15 protein-coding genes are annotated in these 20,213 nt (G+C 75.4%); 5 read left to right on the top strand and 10 right to left on the bottom strand.

What is annotated here, in order from left to right; translation table 11 throughout:
• Positions 1–2,250: sensor histidine kinase (locus FA014_RS09130; RefSeq protein WP_195969220.1), on the bottom strand; the 2,250-nt coding region annotated here is incomplete at its 3' end.
• A gap of 176 nt (positions 2,251–2,426) precedes the next feature.
• On the opposite strand from FA014_RS09130, the gene FA014_RS09125 reads away from it, so the two are divergent.
• Entirely contained in the window at positions 2,427–3,410 is a 984-nt protein-coding gene (locus FA014_RS09125) for an NAD(P)H-quinone oxidoreductase (protein ID WP_154729376.1), read from the top strand.
• A 55-nt stretch (positions 3,411–3,465) separates the two neighbouring features.
• Positions 3,466–4,029 (top strand): bacterial proteasome activator family protein, encoded by a 564-nt coding sequence (locus FA014_RS09120; RefSeq protein ID WP_230322996.1) that lies wholly within the window; start codon positions 3,466–3,468, stop codon positions 4,027–4,029.
• Between the two features lie 175 nt (positions 4,030–4,204).
• Here the strand turns inward: FA014_RS09120 and FA014_RS09115 are convergent, their stop codons facing one another.
• From FA014_RS09115 to serS, 7 genes are all read right to left on the bottom strand, one after another.
• Positions 4,205–5,143: an EamA family transporter gene (locus FA014_RS09115; protein WP_419178385.1), complete on the bottom strand. Its 939-nt coding sequence runs from the start codon at positions 5,141–5,143 to the stop codon at positions 4,205–4,207.
• A gap of 100 nt (positions 5,144–5,243) precedes the next feature.
• A complete protein-coding gene (locus FA014_RS09110) occupies positions 5,244–6,212 on the bottom strand; it encodes a carbohydrate ABC transporter permease (protein WP_154729374.1) in 969 nt (322 codons plus the stop codon).
• The gene (locus tag FA014_RS09105) at positions 6,209–7,198 is read right to left on the bottom strand and encodes a carbohydrate ABC transporter permease (RefSeq protein ID WP_154729373.1); all 990 of its coding nucleotides are present in this window, start codon (positions 7,196–7,198) and stop codon (positions 6,209–6,211) included. The genes FA014_RS09110 and FA014_RS09105 overlap by 4 nt, the downstream gene beginning before the upstream one ends.
• 94 nt (positions 7,199–7,292) lie before the next feature.
• The gene (locus tag FA014_RS09100; RefSeq protein WP_154729372.1) at positions 7,293–8,681 is read right to left on the bottom strand and encodes an ABC transporter substrate-binding protein; all 1,389 of its coding nucleotides are present in this window, start codon (positions 8,679–8,681) and stop codon (positions 7,293–7,295) included.
• Between the two features lie 73 nt (positions 8,682–8,754).
• The gene (locus FA014_RS09095; RefSeq protein WP_154729371.1) at positions 8,755–9,807 is read right to left on the bottom strand and encodes a LacI family DNA-binding transcriptional regulator; all 1,053 of its coding nucleotides are present in this window, start codon (positions 9,805–9,807) and stop codon (positions 8,755–8,757) included.
• Positions 9,808–9,919: 112 nt separating this feature from the next.
• Complete coding sequence (locus tag FA014_RS09090; RefSeq protein WP_154729370.1) at positions 9,920–10,741, bottom strand: HAD family hydrolase; 822 nt, start codon at positions 10,739–10,741, stop codon at positions 9,920–9,922.
• Complete coding sequence (gene serS / locus FA014_RS09085; protein WP_154729369.1) at positions 10,738–12,033, bottom strand: serine--tRNA ligase; 1,296 nt, start codon at positions 12,031–12,033, stop codon at positions 10,738–10,740. Before serS ends, FA014_RS09090 begins: the two co-directional genes overlap by 4 nt.
• Before the next feature lie 177 nt (positions 12,034–12,210).
• Between serS and FA014_RS09080 the strand changes: the two genes are divergently transcribed.
• Together FA014_RS09080 and FA014_RS09075 are read left to right on the top strand one after the other, a co-directional pair.
• Positions 12,211–13,383 (top strand): diacylglycerol/lipid kinase family protein, encoded by a 1,173-nt coding sequence (locus tag FA014_RS09080; protein WP_154729368.1) that lies wholly within the window; start codon positions 12,211–12,213, stop codon positions 13,381–13,383.
• A 49-nt stretch (positions 13,384–13,432) separates the two neighbouring features.
• Positions 13,433–14,263 carry a class I SAM-dependent methyltransferase gene (locus tag FA014_RS09075; RefSeq protein ID WP_154729367.1) on the top strand — a complete coding sequence of 277 codons (831 nt, stop codon included), beginning with the start codon at positions 13,433–13,435 and terminating at the stop codon, positions 14,261–14,263.
• 21 nt (positions 14,264–14,284) lie between these two features.
• Here FA014_RS09075 and pheA read toward each other — a convergent pair whose 3' ends face one another.
• Positions 14,285–15,241 carry a prephenate dehydratase gene (gene pheA, locus FA014_RS09070; protein ID WP_154729366.1) on the bottom strand — a complete coding sequence of 319 codons (957 nt, stop codon included), beginning with the start codon at positions 15,239–15,241 and terminating at the stop codon, positions 14,285–14,287.
• Between the two features lie 156 nt (positions 15,242–15,397).
• Between pheA and FA014_RS09065 the strand changes: the two genes are divergently transcribed.
• The gene (locus tag FA014_RS09065; protein ID WP_154729365.1) at positions 15,398–17,887 is read left to right on the top strand and encodes a hypothetical protein; all 2,490 of its coding nucleotides are present in this window, start codon (positions 15,398–15,400) and stop codon (positions 17,885–17,887) included.
• On the opposite strand, the gene FA014_RS09060 is transcribed toward FA014_RS09065, so the two are convergent.
• Positions 17,779–20,213: putative bifunctional diguanylate cyclase/phosphodiesterase (locus FA014_RS09060; protein ID WP_154729364.1), on the bottom strand; the 2,435-nt coding region annotated here is incomplete at its 5' end. The genes FA014_RS09065 and FA014_RS09060 overlap by 109 nt on opposite strands.

The raw sequence follows: 20,213 nt of genomic DNA, 5'->3' as shown, positions 1-20,213 counted from the left end.
GCGGGACGGCAGCGCGCCGCGGGACGGCAGCGCGCCGCGGGACGGCAGGGCGGCGGGCGCGTCGGGCGCCGGAGCGACGAGCGGGGTCCAGCCGCCGGCCTCGGCGGCGATCTCCGGCGCGAGCGTGGCCTCGGCGGGCGCGGGCAGGACCACGTCCTGCTCGGTCGGCAGGTCGGAGCGCGCCGCGGGCGCGGCCACGGGGGCGGCGTCCGGGGTGCCCTCGCCGGCCGTGCGGCGGCGCGGCAGGCCGGTGGAGGTGGCGCCGTCGGTCAGCGCCGCGAGGTCGACCGGGACGGCGGCGGGGGCCTCGACCGTCGGCTGCGACCCCGTCGTGGGGGCGGTCCCGCGCGCGGCGCCGCCGGAGCCGGCGAGGGCGGGGTCGTTCGCGGTGAACAGGGCGACGGGGAACCGCACGATCGCGGCCGTCCCGGAGAGCTCGCCGGAGGCGCGCTCCAGGACGACGGTGGCACCGAGCCGCTGGGACAGCCGCGCCACCACGAACAGGCCGAGGCGCTGGGCACCGAGGGCCTCGGTGGGCGACGTGGACGCGATGGTGGCGTTCGCCGCCGCGATCTCGTCGGGCGACATGCCCAGGCCCTGGTCGACGATCCGCACGACCACCTGGTCGCCGTCGACGCCGGTCTGCACCACGACGGGGGTACCGGGCTCGGAGAACAGCGTCGCGTTCTCCAGCAGCTCCGCGAGGAGGTGCGCGGCGCCCAGCGCGTTGAAGCCGTGCATGAGCGGGTCGGCGTCGAGCTCGAGCTGGACCCGGTCGTACTGCTCGATCTCGGACGAGGCGGTGCGGACCACGTCCGACAGCGGCATCGCCTCGCGCAGGCGGCGGCCGGAGTCGATGCCGGCGAGCACGAGCAGCGACTCCGCGTTGCGGCGCATCCGGGTCGCGAGGTGGTCGAGGCGGAACAGGTTCGCGAGGACCGCCGGGTCCTCCTCGGAGCGCTCGAGCGTGTCGATGAACGACAGCTGGCGGCCGAGCAGCACCTGGTCGCGGCGGGCGACGTTGACGAACATCTCGGCGATCGAGCCGCGGAGGGCGGCCTGCTCCCGCGCGACCTGGATCGTGGTCGAGTTGACGTCGTTGAACGCCTGCGCCAGCCGGCCGACCTCGTCCTGCGACTCGACCGGGATGTTCGCCAGCGTGAGGTCGGGGGTCTGGCCCGGGACGGCCACCTGCTCGACCAGGCGGGGCAGCTCCTCGCGGACCGCGCCGGCGGCGGCCGTCAGGCGGCGCATCGGGACGACGATCCCGCGGGCGACGATGAGGGCGATCACGATGGACAGCGCGGCGGCCGCGGCGGCGATGCCACCGGTGAGGAGCGCGCGGTCCCGCGCCTGGTCGGCGACCACGTCGGCGCGGTCGGCCGCGGACTCCAGCAGGTCGGTGCCGACGGGGCGCAGCGACGCGAGCTCCGCGTTGACCAGGCTGTTCCACCGCGTGGGGTCCAGCGCGGAGACGGTGAGCGCGTTGCCCGACACCATCGACAGCTGCATGGCGGTGAGGTCGGCGTCGCGGGAGCTCAGCTGCACCCCGGGCAGCCGCAGGCTGTTGGTGCGCTCCCGGGCGCCGGAGCGCGCCTGGTCCTGCACGGCGAACAGGGCGGCGAGCTCCCGCACGTCGGAGGAGTCGGAGCCGTCGTCCGCCAGCACGCTCGACGCGAGCGGCTGGGCGCGCAGGACCTGCTCGATCGTGTCGGCGATGGCGCCGTAGGCGGACATGCGGCTCGCCAGCGACCGCTCGGTCAGCGTCTCGGCGGCGACGACGGGCACGTCGTTGTCGGCGGACACGATGTCGGTGTAGTTGCTGTCGACGAGCGTGCCGGGGATCGAGCCGGCGTCGACGCGGTCGCGGATCTCCACGATGCGCGTGTGCTGGTCGCTGGCCCGCTGCACGGACTCGGCGACGCGGGAGTCCAGGGTCGACAGGTCGATCTGGCGCAGCGCCGTGCCGAGCGCGGCCACCGCGTCGTCCGTCGCGGACCGGGCGGCGCTCAGGTTCCCGCCGAGGGCCGCGTCGGTGGCCTGCTGCACGGACAGCGTCCGCTCCTGCTGCAGCGCCTCGGCGGCGCGCGCGTAGAGCGGCATGGTGGTCACGACGTCGCGCACGGTGCCGGCGGTGCGGGCCTCGCCGACGGACTGGGACGTGATGAAGGCCGCGGTCAGCAGCAGGACGAGCACGGGCAGCGCGAGGACCGCCAGCACCTTGGTGCGGATGCCGAGCCTGCGCAGCATGTCGACCTGCCTCCCGATCCTCGCGTCCCACCTGGTCACGCGGGCGCGGCCAGGTGCAAGGCACCCGCCGAGGGCCCCCGTTCGAACCACATCGGCGCGCCCGGGCCCCGACATGAGCGGATCCGCTGGATTCATCCCCCCGTGTCCTGCGGAGACACGGTGCGTAGGCTCGCACGGTGGACGTGGTGCAGGTCAAGAGCCCGGGCGGACCCGACGAGCTGGAGCTGGTCGCGCGGCCGGACCCGGAGCCCGGCCCCGGCGAGGTGCTGGTGCGGGTCGCGGCCGCCGGCGTCAACCGCGCGGACCTCCTCCAGCGCGAGGGGAAGTACCCGCCGCCGCCGGGCGCCCCCGCGTGGCCGGGCCTCGAGGTGTCCGGCGTCGTCGCAGGTCACGGCCCCGGGGTGGACGCCACGGCGTGGCCGCTCGGCGCCCGGGTCGCCGCGCTGCTGCCCGGCGGCGGCTACGCCACGCTGGCCGTCGTGCCCGCCGGGCTGCTCCTGCCGGTGCCGGACGAGATCGACCTGGTGGACGCCGCCGGGCTGCCCGAGGCGCTGCTCACCTCGTGGACGAACGTCGTGGACGCAGGGCGGCTCGCGCCCGGCGAGGTGCTGCTCGTCCAGGGCGGGTCCGGCGGGGTCGGGTCGGTCGCGGTCCAGCTCGGCGCGGCGCTCGGCGCGCACGTCGTGGCGACCGCGGGCGGGGCGGAGCGCGCCGAGCGGTGCCGCGCGCTCGGCGCCCGCACGGTCGTCGACCACCGCGTCCAGGACGTCGCCGAGGCCGTGCGGGCGGCGACCGGCGGGCACGGCGCCGACGTCGTCCTCGACGTGCTCGGTGCCGGCGGGCTCGCGGCCAACCTGGCGGCGCTCGCCACCGGGGGGCGGCTCGTGGTGATCGGCACCCAGCGCGGGGCGCGGGGGGAGATCGACCTCGGCCTGCTCATGGCCCGGCGGGGCAGCGTCATCGGGACGACCCTGCGCCCCCGGCCGCTCGCGGAGAAGGAGCAGATCGTGGCCGACGTCCTCGAGCACGCCTGGCCGATGCTCACCGACGGGCGGCTGCGGCCCGTGGTGCACGCGCGGCTCCCGCTGGGCCGGGCCGGGGACGCGCACCGGCTGCTCGACTCGGGCGAGGTGTTCGGCAAGGTCCTGCTGGTCCCGTGACGGGGCCGGGCCCGCAGGGGTGCCGTCCGGGCCCGCGCGCGAGAGGATGGCGCGCATGAGCGACTCCAGCACCGGCCCCCAGCGCCCCCGCGTCGTCGTGCTCGGCGGCGGCTCCGGCGACCCCGCCGCACCGGCCGACGCCGACGCGGCGCAGGCGGACGCGGCCGAGGAGGCCGCCGCCTCCGTCGGCCAGCCCGCCAAGGTCATGCGGATCGGCACGATGATCAAGCAGCTGCTCGACGAGGTGCGCAGCGCCCCGCTCGACGAGGCGGCCCGCGCGCGGCTCGCCGAGGTGCACGAGCGCTCCCTGCACGAGCTCGAGGACGGGCTGTCGCCCGAGCTCATCGAGGAGCTGCACCGGATCACCCTGCCCTTCGCGGACGAGCAGACGCCGAGCGACGCCGAGCTGCGGATCGCCCAGGCGCAGCTGGTCGGCTGGCTCGAGGGCCTGTTCCACGGCATCCAGACCGCGCTGGTGGCGCAGCAGATGGCCGCGCAGGCGCAGCTCACCCAGATGCGGCGCGCCCTCCCCGGCGGCCACGGCCCGGGCGGCCCCGCGGGCCCGGGCGGCGTCCCGGGCCACCCCACCCCGGACCAGACCCCCGGCCAGTACCTCTAGCCCAACCACCCCTCTCTTCCCCCTTCCCCCCTCCCCCCTCCCCCCGCTCCGCAACGCCGAGCGGTCGCCGAGAGTGCACTCGATGCGGGGTTCAGACGCCCGGAACCCCGCAGCTGGTGCAACCTCGGCGGACGCTTGGGCGCGGGGAGGGGTGGGGTGGCGCGGCGCGGGCGCTTTACGCCGGCGCGGCGCGGTCGTCGGCGCCCGGCGCGCGGCGGGTCGCCGTCAGCACGATCGCGACCGACACACACAGCAGGCCGACGACCTCCCAGCCGTGCGGCCACTGCCGCAGCGCCACGGCGCCCACCACGGCCGCGGTCGCGGGCAGCATCGCGAGCAGCACGGCGAACGTCGCCGCGGTGACCCGCCGGAGCACCACCTGCTCGATCGCGTACGGCACCACCGAGGACAGCACGGCGATGCCGACGACCGCCAGCGCGAGCCCGGCGTCCGTGAGCACCGGTGCCGCCGCGCCGGCGAGGAACGGGGCGCCGACCAGGGCGCCCGCCGTCATGCCGACCGCGAGCGAGGTGATGCCGTCGGGGGCGGGTCGCGCGTCGCCGTGCGGGGCGGCCGCCGGCCGGCGCGCGCCCTGCGCCACGCGCCGCCCGAGCAGGATGTACCCCGCCCAGCAGGCCGCCGCGATCCCGATGGCGACGAGCCCGCGCACCGAGTCCTCGCCGCCGGTGCTCAGCTCCACGCCCGCGAGCGCCACGACGCCGGCCGCGGCGACGACGATGCCGAGCCGCTCGCGCCAGGTCCGCCCGGTGACCGCGGCGACGGCGACGGGGCCGAGGAACTCGATCGCCACGGCGGTGCCGAGCGGCAGCACGTCGATCGCGACGTAGAACGACACGTTCATGGCGGCGAGCACCACGCCGAACAGCGCGGCCGCGCCCAGGTCGGCCCGGGTCCACCGCGCGCGCCACGGCCGGCGCCAGGCGAGGAGGACCAGCGCGGCGACGGCGATCCGCAGCCAGGCGACCGTCGGCGCGGGGACGACGGCAAACAGCCCCACGGCGAGCGCGGCGCCGCCGTACTGCGCGAGCCCGGAGACCGCGAACAGCGCCGGCGCGGGCACCCGCCCCAGCACGCCACCCGGTCGTCCGCTCATCGGTCCCGCACTCTACGGGCCCGGACGACGGTGGAGCGTTCTGCCGGACACGCCGGTGCGTGTCGGGCAGAACGCTCCACCCACAGGGTCGCGCCGGGGGTCAGCCCTTGACGGAGCCCGCCAGGAGGCCGCGCACGAAGTACCGCTGCAGCGAGATGAACACGATCAGCGGCACCACCATGGAGATGAACGCGCCCGCGGTCAGCACGTGCCAGTCACCGCCGCGGCTCCCCGCCATCTCGGCGACCGCCACGGTCAGCGGCCGCGAGCCGGTGTTCGCGAAGGTGAGGCCGACCAGCAGGTCGTTCCACACCCACAGGAACTGGAAGATGCCGAACGCCGCGATGGCCGGCACCAGCAGCGGCAGCAGCACCTGGAAGAAGATCTTCACGTGCCCCGCGCCGTCGACGCGGGCCGCCTCCACCAGGGACGCCGGGATGTCCTTCATGAAGTTGTGCAGCAGGAAGATCGCCAGCGGCAGCCCGAAGATCGAGTGGGAGAGCCAGACCGTCCAGAAGGTGCCGTTCAGCCCGACGTTCACGTAGTCCCGCAGCAGCGGCACCAGGGCGACCTGGAGCGGGACGATCTGCAGCGCGAACACGGCCACGAACAGCAGGTTCCGGCCCTTGAAGTCGATCCACGCGAACGCGTACGCCGCGAGCAGGGCGATGGTGATCGGGATGATCACCGCGGGGATCGTGATGACGAACGAGTTGACGAAGTACGTCGCCAGGTTCGCCCCGGAGCCGAAGAGCGCCTGGTCGTAGTTGTCGAGCGTGAACTCGGCCTCGCCGTTGAACAGCCCGCCGAACACGGTCCACCAGCCGGAGCGGCGGATGTCGAGCTCGGGGCGGAACGACGTGACGAGCAGGCCCACGGACGGCACGGTCCACAGGATCGCGATCACGATCGCGAGGAACGAGGCCCACGGGGAGGAGAGCTTGCCCTTGGTCGCGATGGCGCGCTTCTCGAGCCGCGTGAGGCGGCGCCGGCCGGGCGCCTCCGCCTCGGCCGTGTCGTCCAGCGCCTGGGGGACGGCCCCGGTCGGGGGCAACGGGGTGGTCGTCATCGGATCTCCTCCGACCTGCGCAGCTGCCGCACGTTGTAGATGACGATCGGGACCACCAGGATGAAGAGGATGACCGCGAGCGCCGAGCTCAGCCCCTGGTTGTTCTGCCGGAACGCCTGCGTGTAGAACTCGTTCGCGATCACCTGGGTGTCGAACTGCCCGCCGGTCATGGTCCGGACGATGTCGAACACCTTCAGCGTCCCGATGGCGATCGTCGTGAGGACGACCACCAGGGCGGGCCGGATCGACGGCACCGTGATGAACCGGAACATCTTGATCCCGTGCAGGCCGTCGAGCCGCGCGGCCTCGACGATGTCGTCCGGGATCGCCTTGATGGCGGCGGACAGGACCGTCATCGCGAAACCGGTCTGGATCCAGACCATCACCACGATGAGGAACATGGTGTTCCACGGCGCGTTGATGAGGAACTGCTGCGGCTCCAGGCCGATCCAGACCAGCACCTGGTTGAGCAGACCGGTCTGCTTCACGCCGGGCTGGTTCGGCTTGAACTCGTAGACGAACTTCCAGATGATCGACGCACCGACCATCGAGATCGCCATCGGGATGAACACCAGCGCCTTGGCCAGCTTCTCGAACCGGGTGCGGTCCACGAGGACGGCGTACACGAGCCCGATGAGGGTCGACGCGATCGGGACGAGGATGACCCAGATCGCCGTGTTCGTCAGGACGCTCTGGAACTGCCCGCCGGTCAGCACGCGGGTGTAGTTGTCCACGCCGATGAACTCGTTCCCGCGCTTGTCGAAGAACGAGTACCAGATGGTCAGGAGCGCCGGGCGCACGAGGCCCCACGCCAGCAGGAGCAGGGCGGGCCCGGCGAACGCCGCGGCCACCACCCAGCGGGGGATCCTCTTGGGGCGGTCCACCAGGAAGAGGATCGCGCCCATCACGACCACGAACAGCGCGATCGCGACGAACATGAGGGCGAACTTCTCGCCCGTCGTGCTCGCATTCGTCAACCAGTCCATGTAGGCCTCCGAGCCGGACGGGCCCGCCCGGCGCGGGGTGTCCCCCACGCGCCGGGCGGGCCGTCAACCGATCAGTCGAGTGCTGGGCGGGCCGTCAGGAGGCCGGCCAGGAGTCCTCGACCGACTGGGCGGCCTCCTCCGTGGAGGTGCCCGTCAGCCAGTTGACGATCGCGGTCCAGAAGGTGCCCGCACCGACCTCGCCCGGCATCAGGTCGGACGCGTCGAACCGGATCACGGAGCTCGGGTCGGCGAGGATCTCCGCCGACAGCTGGTCGAACTCGGTGGCCAGGTTGTCCGGGTCCAGGCCGTTGTTCGCGCTGACCCAGCCGCCCATCGGGGTGGTCTTGGCCTTGGTGTTGGCCCAGTCCGCGCTCGACAGGTAGGTCTGGAACGCCTGCACCTCGGGACGGTCGTCGAACGCCGCCACGAACTCGCCGCCGCCGAGGACCGGCTTGATGTCGGTCTGGTTGGTCGGCAGGTAGAAGGCGTAGACGTCGCCGTCCGGGGCCACCTCGGTGCCCTCGGGCCACTGCGTCTGGTAGAAGTTCGCCGCACGGTGCAGCCAGCAGGTGCCGTCGAGGATCGGGAAGCCCGCGTCCGTCCACGGCGTGGTGGCGATCGAGTCGACGCCACCCAGGCCGGCGTTGACGTACTTGTCGTTCTTCAGGATGTCCCCGACCGTGTCCCAGGCGTCGATGATCTGGGGGTCGTTGAACGGGATCTCGTGCGTGTACCACTGGTCGTACACGTCGGGGCCGGCGGTGCGCAGCACCACGTCCTCGATCCAGTCGGTGCCCGGCCAGCCGGTGGCGTCACCGGACTCGACGCCCGCGCACCACGGCATCCCGCCGTCGTCGACGATCTGGTCGGACAGCGCGATCAGGTCGTCCCAGGTCTCCGGGACCTCGTAGCCGGCGTCCTCGAACATCGACGGCGAGTACCAGACGTAGGACTTCACGTTCGCGCCGAGCGGGGCCGCGTAGAACGTCCCGTCGACCGTGCCGTAGTTCTTCCAGGACTCGCTGAAGAACTCGTCGACGTTGGCGACGGTCGCGTCCGGCGCCGGCACGATCGCGTCCGGGAAGTCCGTGACGATCGTGTTCAGCAGGCCGGGCTGCGGCAGGTAGGCGATGTCGGGCGCGTTGCCGGCCTGGATGCGGACCAGGAGCTGGGCCTCGAACTCGCGGGAGCCCTCGTACTCGACGGTGACGCCGGTGCACTCCTCGAACGGGTCGTAGGAGTCCTCCTGCGTCTGCTGCTCGGGCTCGACGATCGACGTGTAGACCGAGACGGTCTTGCCGTCCAGGTCGCCGAACTCGTCGTACGCCGAGCAGTCGATCTCGTTCGCGGCGCCGGTGTCGCCGCCGCCGGACGTGCCCTCGTCCCCGGAGTCGTCTCCACCGGAACAAGCCGTGAGCGCGAGCGCCAGCCCGAGCCCGCCGGCCACCGCGGCGCTCGCGCCGCGACGACGGATCCTCATCATGCGTCTGCCTCCACCTCGTCGTGGTTGCGGGCCGAGGCGGATGCGCCTCGGTGCGTGGGCTATATGCAAGCGTTTACATGGCCGGCGCACAACCACCTGGCGGGTTCCGACTTGTCACAATTCGATCACGCGGCGCCGCCGTCGACCCCCGTTCGACCAGGACCGTCGGGAAGACGACCTCCTCCGGCACCGGCGCGCCGGTGATCATCTCCAGCAGCATGGAGGCCGCGGTGACCCCCTGCTCCTGGGCGTTCTGCATCATCGTGGTCAGCCCGAGGTGCTCCCCCATGTCGTGCCCGTCGACCCCGACGACCGACACGTCCTGGGGCACCCGCAGCCCGCGGTCCCGCAGCGCGAGCAGGGCGCCCATCGCCATCTCGTCCGACGCCGCGAACACCGCGGTCACGTCGGGGCGCCGGTCGAGCAGCCCGTGCATCGACGCGCGGCCGCCCCGGACGTCGAAGTGCCCGTGCACCTCCAGGCCCTCGGACGCCAGCCCGCGCGCCGCCAGCTCCGCCCGCCAGCCCTCGGCCCGGCGCACGGCCGGCGACCACGGCAGGGTGTCGTCGGGCTCCCCCGACAGGTGGGCGATCACGGTGTGCCCCAGGTCGGCGAGGTGCGCGACCGCCCGGCGCGCGGTGTCCGCGTCGTCCAGCCCCACCGTGACGTGGGCCGGCGCACCGGCCCCGACGAACACCAGCGGGTAGCCGAGCTGGTCGAGCGCGGCCACCTCCTCCGCCTCCAGCGGCAGGCCGACGACCAGCACGCCGTCGACGCGGCGGCGGAGCACGTCCGGGTCGAGCCGCAGCCGCCGGACGTCGCGGGACACCTCGAACGTGTAGAGCAGCGCGTCGAAGTCCTCGACCCGCAGCGCCCGCTCGGCCCCCTCGATGACGTTGGCGAAGAACCAGTGCGCCACCCACGGCGTGATCAGGCCGATCGTGCGGGTGCGGCCGGAGGCGAGGGAGGAGGCGGACGGCGACGGCACGTAGCCGAGCTCGTCGGCGGCGCGGCGGACCCGCTCCCGCGTGGCCGCGGTGACGTTCGGCAGCCCGCGCAGCGCGCGCGACACCGTCGCGGTGGACACCCCGGCAGCCCGGGCCACGTCGACGATGCCGTGCGCCATGGCGGGGATTGTGCTCCGCGGCGAGGGCGCCGGTCCACCCTTCCGGGGGACCGGTCGCCGTGGGAGCGCTACCGCTTTCCCGCAGCCAGGGGTGCGGTCGGGCCCGCGCGCGTCAGCTGTCGGTGTGCCCGACGGTCCGCAGCACCGCGACGACGCCGTCGTCCTCGACCGTGCCCGTGACCTCGTCCGCGGCGAGCCGCACGAACTCCGGGGCGTGCCCCATCGCCACGCCGCGCGCGGCCCAGCGGAGCATCTCCACGTCGTTGCCGCCGTCGCCCACCGCGACCGTCGCGAACGGCTCGACGCCCAGGTCCCGGCGCAGCTCCTCCAGGGCGCTCGCCTTGGAGACGCCGCCCGGCGTGAGGTCCAGCCACGCGCTCCACCCGACCGCGTACGACACCTGGCGCAGGCCGACGCGCTCGACGAGCTCGCGGAACTCCTCGGGGGTGCTCCCGGGGTCCCGCACCACGACGCGGGTGGCCGGCTGCGCGACCAGCTCGTCGAACGGCAGCACCGTCTGCACGCCCGTCAGCTCGTGGTCCGGGAACGGCCGGGACACCCGGAAGCCGTGGCCGAGGTCCTCGACCGCGAACAGCGCGTCGGGCAGCTCCGCCTGGAGCACGCGCAGCGCGGGCTCCGGGTCGAAGGTGGTCGTGCTGGTGACCTCGTAGCCCTCGGGGGCGTCCGGGTCCAGCCGGGCGGTCACGGCGCCGTTGGAGCACACGACCCAGCCGGTGCCGATCCCGAGGTCGACGGCCACCGGCACCGCGCTGCGCACGCCCCGCCCGGTCGCGAGCACCACGTGGGCGCCCGCGTCGCGGAGCGCGGCCACGGCCTCGCGCACGGCCGGCGACACCGCGCCGTCGTAGGACAGCAGGGTGCCGTCGACGTCGAGGGCGACGAGGGTGCCGGCCGCCGTGCGCGGGTGCGTCATCGCGACCCGCCCCCGACCGGCTCCAGCACCTCGAGGCCGCCGAGGTACGGCCGCAGGCCCTCGGGGACCCGCACCGAGCCGTCGGCCTGCTGGTGGTTCTCGAGGATCGCGACGATCCACCGGGTGGTCGCCAGCGTGCCGTTCAGCGTCGCGACGGGTCGCACCTCGCCGTCGGCCGTCCGCTCGCGCACCCCGAGCCGCCGGGCCTGGAACGTCGTGCAGTTGGAGGTCGAGGTGAGCTCGAGGAACCGCTGCTGGCTGGGCAGCCAGGCCTCGCAGTCGAACTTGCGGGCCGCGCTGGACCCGAGGTCGCCCGCCGCGGTGTCGATCACCCGGTACGGCAGCTCGACGAGGCGGAGCATCTCCTCCTCCCAGCCCAGGATGCGGCGGTGCTCGTCCGCGGCGTCCTCGACGGTCGTGTAGGAGAACGCCTCGACCTTGTGGAACTGGTGCACCCGGATGATGCCGCGGGTGTCCTTGCCGTAGGACCCGGCCTCGCGCCGGTAGCAGGCCGACCAGCCGGCGTAGCGCAGCGGGCCGTTCGACAGGTCGAGGATCTCGCCCGAGTGGTAGCCGGCGAGCGCGACCTCCGAGGTGCCGACCAGGTACAGGTCGTCGGCCTCGAGGCGGTAGATCTCGTCCGCGTGCGCGCCGAGGAACCCGGTGCCGGCCATGACCTCGGGCTTGACCAGCGTGGGGGTGATGACCGGCGTGAAGCCCGCCTTCAGGGCCAGGTCCACCGCGGCGTTGAGCAGGGCCAGCTCCAGCCGGGCCCCGAGGCCGGTCAGGTAGTAGAACCGCGCGCCGGACACCTTGGCGCCGCGCTCGGTGTCGATCGCCCGCAGGCCCTCCCCGAGCTCCAGGTGGTCGCGGACGGCGAACCCGGCGCCGTACTCGTCGGCGAAGTCGCGCGGCGTGCCCTCGTGCCGCAGCACGACGTAGTCGTCCTCGCCGCCGGCGGGCACGCCGTCGGCGACGACGTTGCCGATCCGGCGGGCCAGGTCGGTGGCGAGCTCCTCCGCCGCGTCGGCGTCGGCCTGCAGCGCCTTGACCTGCTCCGCGAGCTGCTTCGCGTGCGCCAGGAGGGACTGCTTCTCCTCGCCCTGCGCGGACGCGACCTTCTTGCCGAGCGCCTTCTGCTCCGCACGGAGGCTCTCGAAGTCGGTGAGCGCGGCGCGGCGCCGGGCGTCCGCGTCGAGCACCTGGTCCACGAGGGCCGGGTCGTCACCGCGGGCCACCTGGCTCGCGCGCACGACGTCCGGGTCCTGGCGCAGCAGCTTGAGATCGATCACGCACCGAGCCTACCGACCGCCGCCGCGCCCCCGCTGCGGCCCGGCCGCACCGAGTGGGCAACCGACACGTCGAGCGAGCATCCGCCGCATGCTCGCTCGACGTGTCGCGCACCCCCTCGGCGAGGTGGCCGCGCGAACCCGAGGCGGCGGGCCGTCCCCGGCGCGTAGATTCCTCGCATGACCTGGGAGGGATGGCTGGCCGTCGTCGCCGCCGCGCTGTCCGTCACCGCCCTCGTCGTCGCCGCGGTCGCGTGGCGCGCCACCGCCGCCGAGCGGCACGCCCGCCGCGCCGGCCAGATCCTCGGGACCGCGGCGAGCCACCACGCCGCCGTCACCACGTCCGCGCAGCCCGAGCCGCACCGCCCGCTCGTGGCGTTCGTGGCCAACCCGTCGAAGCCGGGCGTGCCGGACCTGCGGGCGACCGTGCGCCGCGCGTGCGCCGAGCAGTACCTCCCCGAGCCGCTGTGGCTCGAGACCACCCTGGAGGACCCCGGCATCGGCCAGGCCCGGGACGCGGTCGCGCGGGGCGCCGACATCGTGGTGGCGCTCGGCGGCGACGGCACGGTGCGCGCCGTGGCCGAGGCCCTGGTCGGCACGGGGGTCCCCATGGGGCTGGTGCCGGTCGGCACCGGCAACCTGCTCGCCCGGAACCTGGACATCCCGATCGGCGACCCGCTGGCCGCCCTGCAGATCGCGCTGGACGGCACCGACCGGACGATCGACGTCGGCTGGCTCAAGGTGCTGAGGTACGAGTCGGGCGTGGACGACGACGTCGCGGAGGCCGCCGACGACCTGCCCGCGGACACGGACGTGCCGCGCGACCACATCTTCCTGGTGATCGCCGGGGTCGGGTTCGACGCGGCGATGGTCGCCGACACGGACGACGACCTCAAGGCCCGCGTCGGCTGGGTCGCCTACTTCGTCGCCGGCATCAAGCACCTGCACGGCCGGCGGCTGCGGACGACCGTCCGCCTGGACGACGCCCCGGGCGAGCCCGCACGGGTGCGCAGCCTGCTGATCGGCAACTGCGGCCGGCTCCCCGGGGGGATCACCCTGCTGCCGGACGCCGTGCTGGACGACGGCTGGCTCGACGTCGCGGCGATCGACACCCGCGGCGGCGTGGCGGGCTGGGCGCAGCTGTTCGGCGAGGTGGTGCTGCAGGGCGTGGGCGTCCGCAGCCAGCTGCCCGCCAAGATCGGCCGGATCGACCACGCCCGGGCCCGCGAGGTGCACGTGTCCGTGCCGGGCGGCGAGTACGTGCAGGTCGACGGCGACGTCATCGGCCAGGTCACCGAGCTCTCCGCCCGCGTCGACCCGGGCGCCCTGGTCGTCCGCGTCGCGACGACCTGAACCGCGCGGAACCCGCCCGCGGCGGCCCCGCACCCGGCAGACTGCCCGGGTGACCGCCCACGACAGCGCGACGACCCGCGCGTACGACGACGACCTCGGCGACGCGGAGTGGTCCCGCCTCGAGGCCGACGTCGCGGGACGGGTCTCGCTGGAGGTGCACCGCCGGTTCCTCGCGCGGTTCGTCCACCCCGGCGACCGGGTCCTCGAGGTCGGCGCGGGGCCGGGACGGTTCACGCTGGCGCTGGCCGCGCTCGGCGCGACCGTGGTCGTGACGGACCTGTCGCCGGTGCAGCTCGACCTGAACCGGGAGCGGGTGGGCCGGACGACCGCGGAGACGGCGGTGGAGCGCCGCGAGCTGCTCGACGTGGGTGACGCGAGCCGGTACGCCGACGGGGAGTTCGACGCGGTCGTGGCGTACGGCGGGCCGCTGTCGTACACGTTCGACCGGGCCGAGGAGGCGCTGCGCGGGCTGCTCCGGGTCACCGCGCCGGGCGGCGCCGTCGTCGCGTCGGTCATGTCGGCGCTCGGCACCTGGCGGGCGGCGCTGCCCGGCGTGGCCCGCGCCGCCGCGGTCGCCGGCGAGGACGCGAACGACCGCGTGCTGCGCACCGGGGACCTGCGGCACCTGCCCGGGGCCGCGCACGTGTGCCGGATGTTCCGGTCGTCGGAGCTCGCGGGGCTCGCCACGGCGGCCGGCGGGGAGCTCGTCGCGCTCAGCGGCAGCAACTGGGCGTCGCTCGGCGACCCGGCGACCCTGGCGGACCTGGAGGCCGACCCCGACCGCTGGCGGCGGTTCCTCGACCACGAGGTCGCCGCGTGCGCGGAGCCCGGCGCGACCGACGGCGGCACGCACCTGCTCCTCGCCGTGCGGCACGCCTAGGCCGCCGCACCCCCGGCCGGGTCAGACCGAGGCGCCCCCGCGCACCGAGCGGAGCCAGTCGCGCGCGGTGCGGAAGTCGTCGTCGGAGGTGCCGATGTGCACGTCCGCCGGGTGCCGGTCAGCGCGCGGGTAGGACCCGAGGTAGCGGACGTGCGGGCACACGCGGTGCAGGCCCATGAACGCCTCGCCCATCCGCTCCTCGGCGATGTGCCCCTCCGCGTCGATCGAGAACGAGTACCGGCCGAGCGAGTCGCCGATCGGCCGGGACTCGATCCGGGACAGGTTCACGCCGCGCGCCGCGAACTGCTCCAGCATGGTGAGCAGCGCGCCGGCCTCGTTGCTGGGCAGGTGCACGACGAGGGTGGTCTTGTCGGCGCCGGTGGGCGGGGGGACCGCGCCGGGCCGGCCGAGCACGACGAACCGGGTGACCGCGTTCGGGTTGTCGGCGACGCCCTCGGCGAGCACCTGGCCCTCGAGCCCGTAGTGCGCCGGGGCGGCGGGCGGGACCAGGGCCGCGTCGAAGCCCACGGCCTCCGCGTCCGCGCCGGCCTCGGCGAGCAGGGCCGCGGGCGCGGTGTTCGAGGTGGCGGGGAGGTGCACGGCGCCGGGCGCGTGCGTGCCCAGCCACCGGCGGCACTGCACCCAGGCGTGCGGGTGCGCGGCGACCCGCCGGACGTCCGCGAGCGCGACCCCGGGCCGCCCGACCAGCGTGAAGCCGACCGGCACCAGCACCTCGCGCCGGAGCACCAGCGGGTCCCCCACCGCGAGGGCGTCCAGGGTGGCCGTCACGCCGCCCTCGATGGTGCTCTCGATCGCGACGACGGCGTGGTCCGCGGCACCGGACCGCACGGCCTCGATCGCGCTGACCACGTCGGTCTGCGGGAGGTACTCGGCCTCCTCCGGGCTGACGACCTGCCGCAGCGCCACCTCGGTGAACGTGCCCGCGGGGCCGAGGTAGGCGTAGCGCGGACGCGGCATCGGGAGACCTCCTGGGACGGGCGCGGGGCGGGGTGCGCGGGCGCGTGTGGCCGCCGCGTGCGCTCCCTGTGCGGCGCGCGTGCACGTGCCGTGTCGTGGTGCGGGGGGCGCCCTCGGGCGACGCGTCCGAGCGTAGTGCGCCCGTACGCTGGGCCGGTGCCCCTGTCCACGCCTCAGCCGCGCGCGGCTGCACGCCCCGCGCCCGCCCGCGCCGCCGCGGCCCGCCTGGTCGCCGCGACGCTCGCGGCGCTGCTGACGGTCGCGCTCGGCTGGGCGTCCGCCCCGCGGGCCGCCGCGGCGGACGGCACCGACGACGCCGCCGACCGCGCGCCCGTGGTCCTGGTCGGCGTCGCGGGGCTGCGCTGGGACGACCTCGGCTCGCTGACGACGCCGGCGCTGTGGGAGCTGTCCCGGACGGCCTCGCTGGGGACCACCGTGGTGCGCAGCGCGATCTCGTTCACCTGCCCGTCGATGGGCTGGCTGGCGGTGTCCGCGGGCGGGCGGGCCACCGACCTGGCGGTGGCCGACGGCACCTGCCGGACGCTGCGCGACCCGCTGGCGAACGGCGCGGTGCCCGGGTGGGCGGACTACGAGGAGGCGATGCGCGCGTCCTCGTACGACTCCCGGCTCGGCCTGCTGGGCGACACGGTGGCCGCGGCCGGCGTGCCCGCCACCGGGATCGGCCCCGGCGCGGCGATCGCGCTGGCGGACGCGGACGGCACGCCGGTCGGCACCCACGTGCGCAACCCGGCCGACGCGGGCGGGCTGGAGGACGCCGTGGCGGGCGCCCTCGACGGCTCGCGGCTCGTGGTGGTCGACGCCGGCACGGTGCGCGACCCCGGCTACCAGACCCGGGGCCGCTCCGAGGCCGACACCGACGTGCCGAGCGACTCCCAGGAGGAGCCGCCGGTCTCCGGCACCGACGTCGTGATCGAGCCGACCCGGGCCGAGCAGGTGCAGGAGATCGACGCGCGGATCGGGGCGGTGCTGGACGCGGTCGCCGACGCGCGGTCCGACGCCACCGTGCTGCTGTTCTCGGTGGCGGACTCGAACCGGCGCGCGAACCTCCAGGTCGCCGCGGCGGCCGGCCCGACGCCGGACGGCGGCACGTACGAGGGCGGCCTCATCGGCTCGTCGTCGACCCGGCAGGACGGCTTCCTGCAGACGACGGACATCACGCCGACCGTGCTCCAGGCCCTGGGCATCCGGGACCGGGCACCGAGCGGGGCGCTCGTGGGCTCGGTCATCCGGTACAGCCCGGACGACGCGACCGCCGGCGCGCGGGTGGCCTACCTGATCGACCAGAACCGGCACGCCCAGGCGGCCGCGCCCCTGGTCGGCGGGTTCTACGTGCTCTGGGTGGGCCTCAACCTCGCGCTCTACCTCCTGGTGGTGGTCGGGCTGAACAACCGCGTCCGCCTGTGGTGGACCCGGCTGATCTCCCGGCTGCGCCGCCGACCGCCGGGCGCCGGGCACCCCCGGCGCGTGCTGCACGGCCTGCGGGTCGGCGCCGTCGCGGTGGCCGCGGTGCCGGTGTCGACCTTCCTGGCGAACCTGCTGCCGTGGTGGCGCGCCGGCACCCCGGCGTGGGCGCTCGCCGGCGCGGTGGCGCTGTTCTGCGCCGCGATCGTCGCCGTCACCCTGGTCCCGCCGTGGTGGCGCGGCCGGCTGCTCGGCCCGATGGGCGCCGTGGGCGGCATCACCGCCCTCGTGCTCGCGGTCGACGTCGCCACCGGCGCCCGGCTCGCGCTGGACTCGATGATGGGCCCCGGCTCGCTGGTCGCCGGCCGGTTCTACGGCTTCGGCAACCCGGCGTTCGCGCTGTTCGCCACGGCGATGATCCTCACGGCCGTCGCGTTCGCCGACCCGCTGCTGCGCGCGGGGCGCCGCGGCGCGGCCGTCGCGGTGGTCGCCGTGGTCGGGCTGGTCGCGGTGGTGATCAACGGCAGCCCGTCGATCGGCGCGGACTTCGGCGGCCCGCCCGCGCTGGTGCCCGGGTTCGCCGTGCTCGCCCTGCTCACGGCCGGGATCCGGCTGAACTGGCGGCGGGTCCTCGCGGTGCTGGCCGCCGGTGCCGTCACGGTCGTGGGCATCGCGGTCGTCGACTGGCTGCGCCCGCCGGACGAGCGCACGCACCTGGGTGCGTTCGTCGAGACGGTGCTCGACGGCGGCCTGTGGACGGTCCTGCTGCGCAAGGGCGAGACGAACCTGCGGATCCTGTTCGGCAGCGAGCAGACGCTGCTCGCGATCGGCGGCCTGCTGCTGGTCGTGCTGCTGGTGGGGCGCCCGGCCCGCTCGGCGGTGAGCGCACCCGACGGCGGGCCCTACGCCTGGCTGTCCGCGGGGGCGCCGCTGCGGCAGATCGGCACGGACGCGCCGATGCTGATGAAGGGCCTGGTCGCGCTCGCCACGACGCTGGGCATCGGCTTCGCGCTCAACGACTCGGGCGTGGTCGTGCCGGCCACCGGCATCGGGCTGGCGGTGCCGCTGCTCGCGGCGGTCTGCTCGACGTGGATGCTGCTGCAGCAGCCCGCGGCTCAGCGCGGGCCCGGCAGCCTGGCCCCGACCATCCCCGGCAGCACCGGCCCCGGCACCGCGACCGGTCGCACCGCGTCGGCGAACGCGCAGGGTCTGCCGAACAGGTAGCCCTGCGCCAGGTCGCAGCCCAGCGCCCGCAGGGCGGTGTACCGGGCCTCGTCCTCGACGCCCTCGGCGATGACGTCGGCGCCGAGCGACCGGCCCAGGGCGACGACCGCCTCGACCACGCCCGCCGCCCGCGGGCCGGCGGCCCCCGACCCGCCGAGCTCCTGCACGAACGACTGGTCGATCTTCAGCAGCGTCACCGGGTAGTCGTGCAGCCGGGACAGCGACGAGTACCCGGTGCCGAAGTCGTCGATCGCGACGCCCACCCCGAGCTCGCGCAGCGCGCTCAGCATGGGGACGGCCCGCGCGTCGTCGGCGAGGGCGCTCTCGGTGACCTCGATGCCGAGCCAGCTCGCCGGGGCGTCGTACCGGGCGAGCAGGTGGACGACGAGCGTGACGAGGTCGTCCCGGTCCTGGGTGCCGGCGAACTGCCGGGGTGACACGTTCACCCAGGCGCGCAGGCCGGCGCCGGTGCGCCGGTTGTGCGCGGTGACCTCGGCGAGCGCCTGGTCGAGCGCCCAGGCCCCGAGCTCGCCGATCAACCCGGTCTCCTCGGCCACCGGGATGAACTCGGCCGGCGACACCGGCCCGCGCGTGCGGCTGGTCCACCGCATCAGCGCCTCGACGCCCTCGACGCGCCCGGTGACCAGGTCGACCTCGCCCTGGTAGACGAGCGAGAGCTCGCCCTCCTCGGTCGCCCGGCGCAGGTCGGCGGCCATCGTCAGCCGCTGCCGCGCGTGGTCGGCGCCCTGCTCCTCGTACCACTGGTGGCAGCCGCCGCCCGCGGCCTTCGCCCGGTACATCGCCACGTCGGCGCACCGCAGCAGCTCGTCCCAGCCCATCCCGCCCGGCTCGGCGTGCACCACGCCGACGGAGCAGCCGACCGCGAACTCCTCGCCACGGACCTCGAACGGCTGGTCGAACGCCGCCACCAGCCGCAGCGCGACCGCCTCGGCCACCGCGGGCGTCGCGTCGGGGAGCAGCACGACGAACTCGTCCCCGCCCAGCCGCGCGGCCACCGCCCGGTCCGGCAGGCCGGCGCCGACCCGGGCCGCGGCCCGCTGGAGCAGCTGGTCGCCGACCACGTGGCCGTACGAGTCGTTCACGAGCTTGAACCGGTCCAGGTCGAGCAGCAGCAGCGCGGTCCCGGTGCGGGTGGTCGCGAGCGCGGCGACCGCCCGCTCCCGGGCGACGTCCCGGTTCGCCAGCCCGGTGAGGGGGTCGTGGGTCGCGGCGTGGGTGAGCCGGTCCTGCGCCTCCCGGAACCGGGTGACGTCCCGGGCCACCACGAGGACCGAGTCGACCGTGCCGTCCGCGGCGCGCTCGGGCACCGCCCGCACGTCGTACCAGTGGCCCTCGACCTGCGCGGACATGCTGATCAGCCGCCGCGGGTCCGTGTCGGGGTCGCAGCCCGGGTCCGCGGAGATCGCGATCATGTGGTGGACCAGCGCGCGCACCGAGTGCATCACCGGGGACCGGTCGGCCAGGTCGCCCACCAGCGAGCCGAGGTCGGCCTCCGACACCCGCGCGGCGCGGCGCATCGCGGCGTTGACGAACCGGAGCCGGGCGTCGACGTCGACCCGGGCGAGCGCGTCCGGCGTGTTCCGGGTGATCGACTCCAGGTCCCGGGTCCGGGCGGCGAGCGCGCGCGTGCGGTCCTCGGCGACCTCGAGGGCGCGCAGCTCGGCGGCGGCGCGGGAGGCGATGAGGGAGACGACGAGCGCGGTGAGGACGGCGCCGCCGAGCAGCGGGAGCGGGGCGAGGGGCCCCGCGGCGTCCCCTTGGTCGGCGGCGAGCGTCCAGGTGCGGCCCGCCAGGGGCACGGCCACGGCGAGCCGGCCGCCCGGGGCCGCCCGGGCGGCGCCGTCCTCGGCGAGCACGCCGAGCACCGTGGCCCCGTCGGTCACCAGGGCGGCGTCGTGGGGCCGGGCGCTCACGGCGTCGAGCAGCGGCGCGACCGCGAACGTCGTCACCGTCCAGCCGAGCAGGCGGGTCCGGCGCTCCCCCGTGCCGGCCGGGGGGTCCGCGGAGTCGAAGACGGGCACCGCGATCGCGGCCTCCGCCTGCGTCCCCCCGGCCCGGGTGACCTTGCCGACGTCCGAGGCGTCGACGGGGGGCGCCGGGGCCGGGTACGCCGCGCTCAGCGCCGGCTGGCCGCGGCGCGCGACTCCGGCCAGCGCGTCGAGCAGGGAGGAGGACCCGAGCCGCGCGACCTGCTCGTTCGTCACCGCCGCCGCGTCCGTGGCCTGACCCGCGACCTTCGCCGCCTGCGACGCGTTCTGCGCGATCTCCCGGATGCTGGCACCCATCTGCTCGGCACCCGCCGCCA

The organism is Cellulomonas hominis (genome assembly GCF_005239125.1).
Taxonomy (GTDB): domain Bacteria; phylum Actinomycetota; class Actinomycetes; order Actinomycetales; family Cellulomonadaceae; genus Cellulomonas; species Cellulomonas hominis_A.
Note: the sequence above shows the minus strand (reverse complement) of the source record. Positions and strands in the feature narration are given on the sequence as shown.

Coding starts and splice junctions, on each gene's coding strand:
- FA014_RS09120 (WP_230322996.1), top strand. CDS start 3,466: ATGAGCGACTCCAGCACCGGCCCCCAGCGCCCCCGCGTCGTCGTGCTC.
- FA014_RS09105 (WP_154729373.1), bottom strand. CDS start 7,198: ATGGACTGGTTGACGAATGCGAGCACGACGGGCGAGAAGTTCGCCCTC.
- FA014_RS09115 (WP_419178385.1), bottom strand. CDS start 5,143: ATGAGCGGACGACCGGGTGGCGTGCTGGGGCGGGTGCCCGCGCCGGCG.
- FA014_RS09110 (WP_154729374.1), bottom strand. CDS start 6,212: ATGACGACCACCCCGTTGCCCCCGACCGGGGCCGTCCCCCAGGCGCTG.
- pheA (WP_154729366.1), bottom strand. CDS start 15,241: ATGCCGCGTCCGCGCTACGCCTACCTCGGCCCCGCGGGCACGTTCACC.
- FA014_RS09095 (WP_154729371.1), bottom strand. CDS start 9,807: ATGGCGCACGGCATCGTCGACGTGGCCCGGGCTGCCGGGGTGTCCACC.
- FA014_RS09090 (WP_154729370.1), bottom strand. CDS start 10,741: ATGACGCACCCGCGCACGGCGGCCGGCACCCTCGTCGCCCTCGACGTC.
- FA014_RS09080 (WP_154729368.1), top strand. CDS start 12,211: ATGACCTGGGAGGGATGGCTGGCCGTCGTCGCCGCCGCGCTGTCCGTC.
- FA014_RS09100 (WP_154729372.1), bottom strand. CDS start 8,681: ATGATGAGGATCCGTCGTCGCGGCGCGAGCGCCGCGGTGGCCGGCGGG.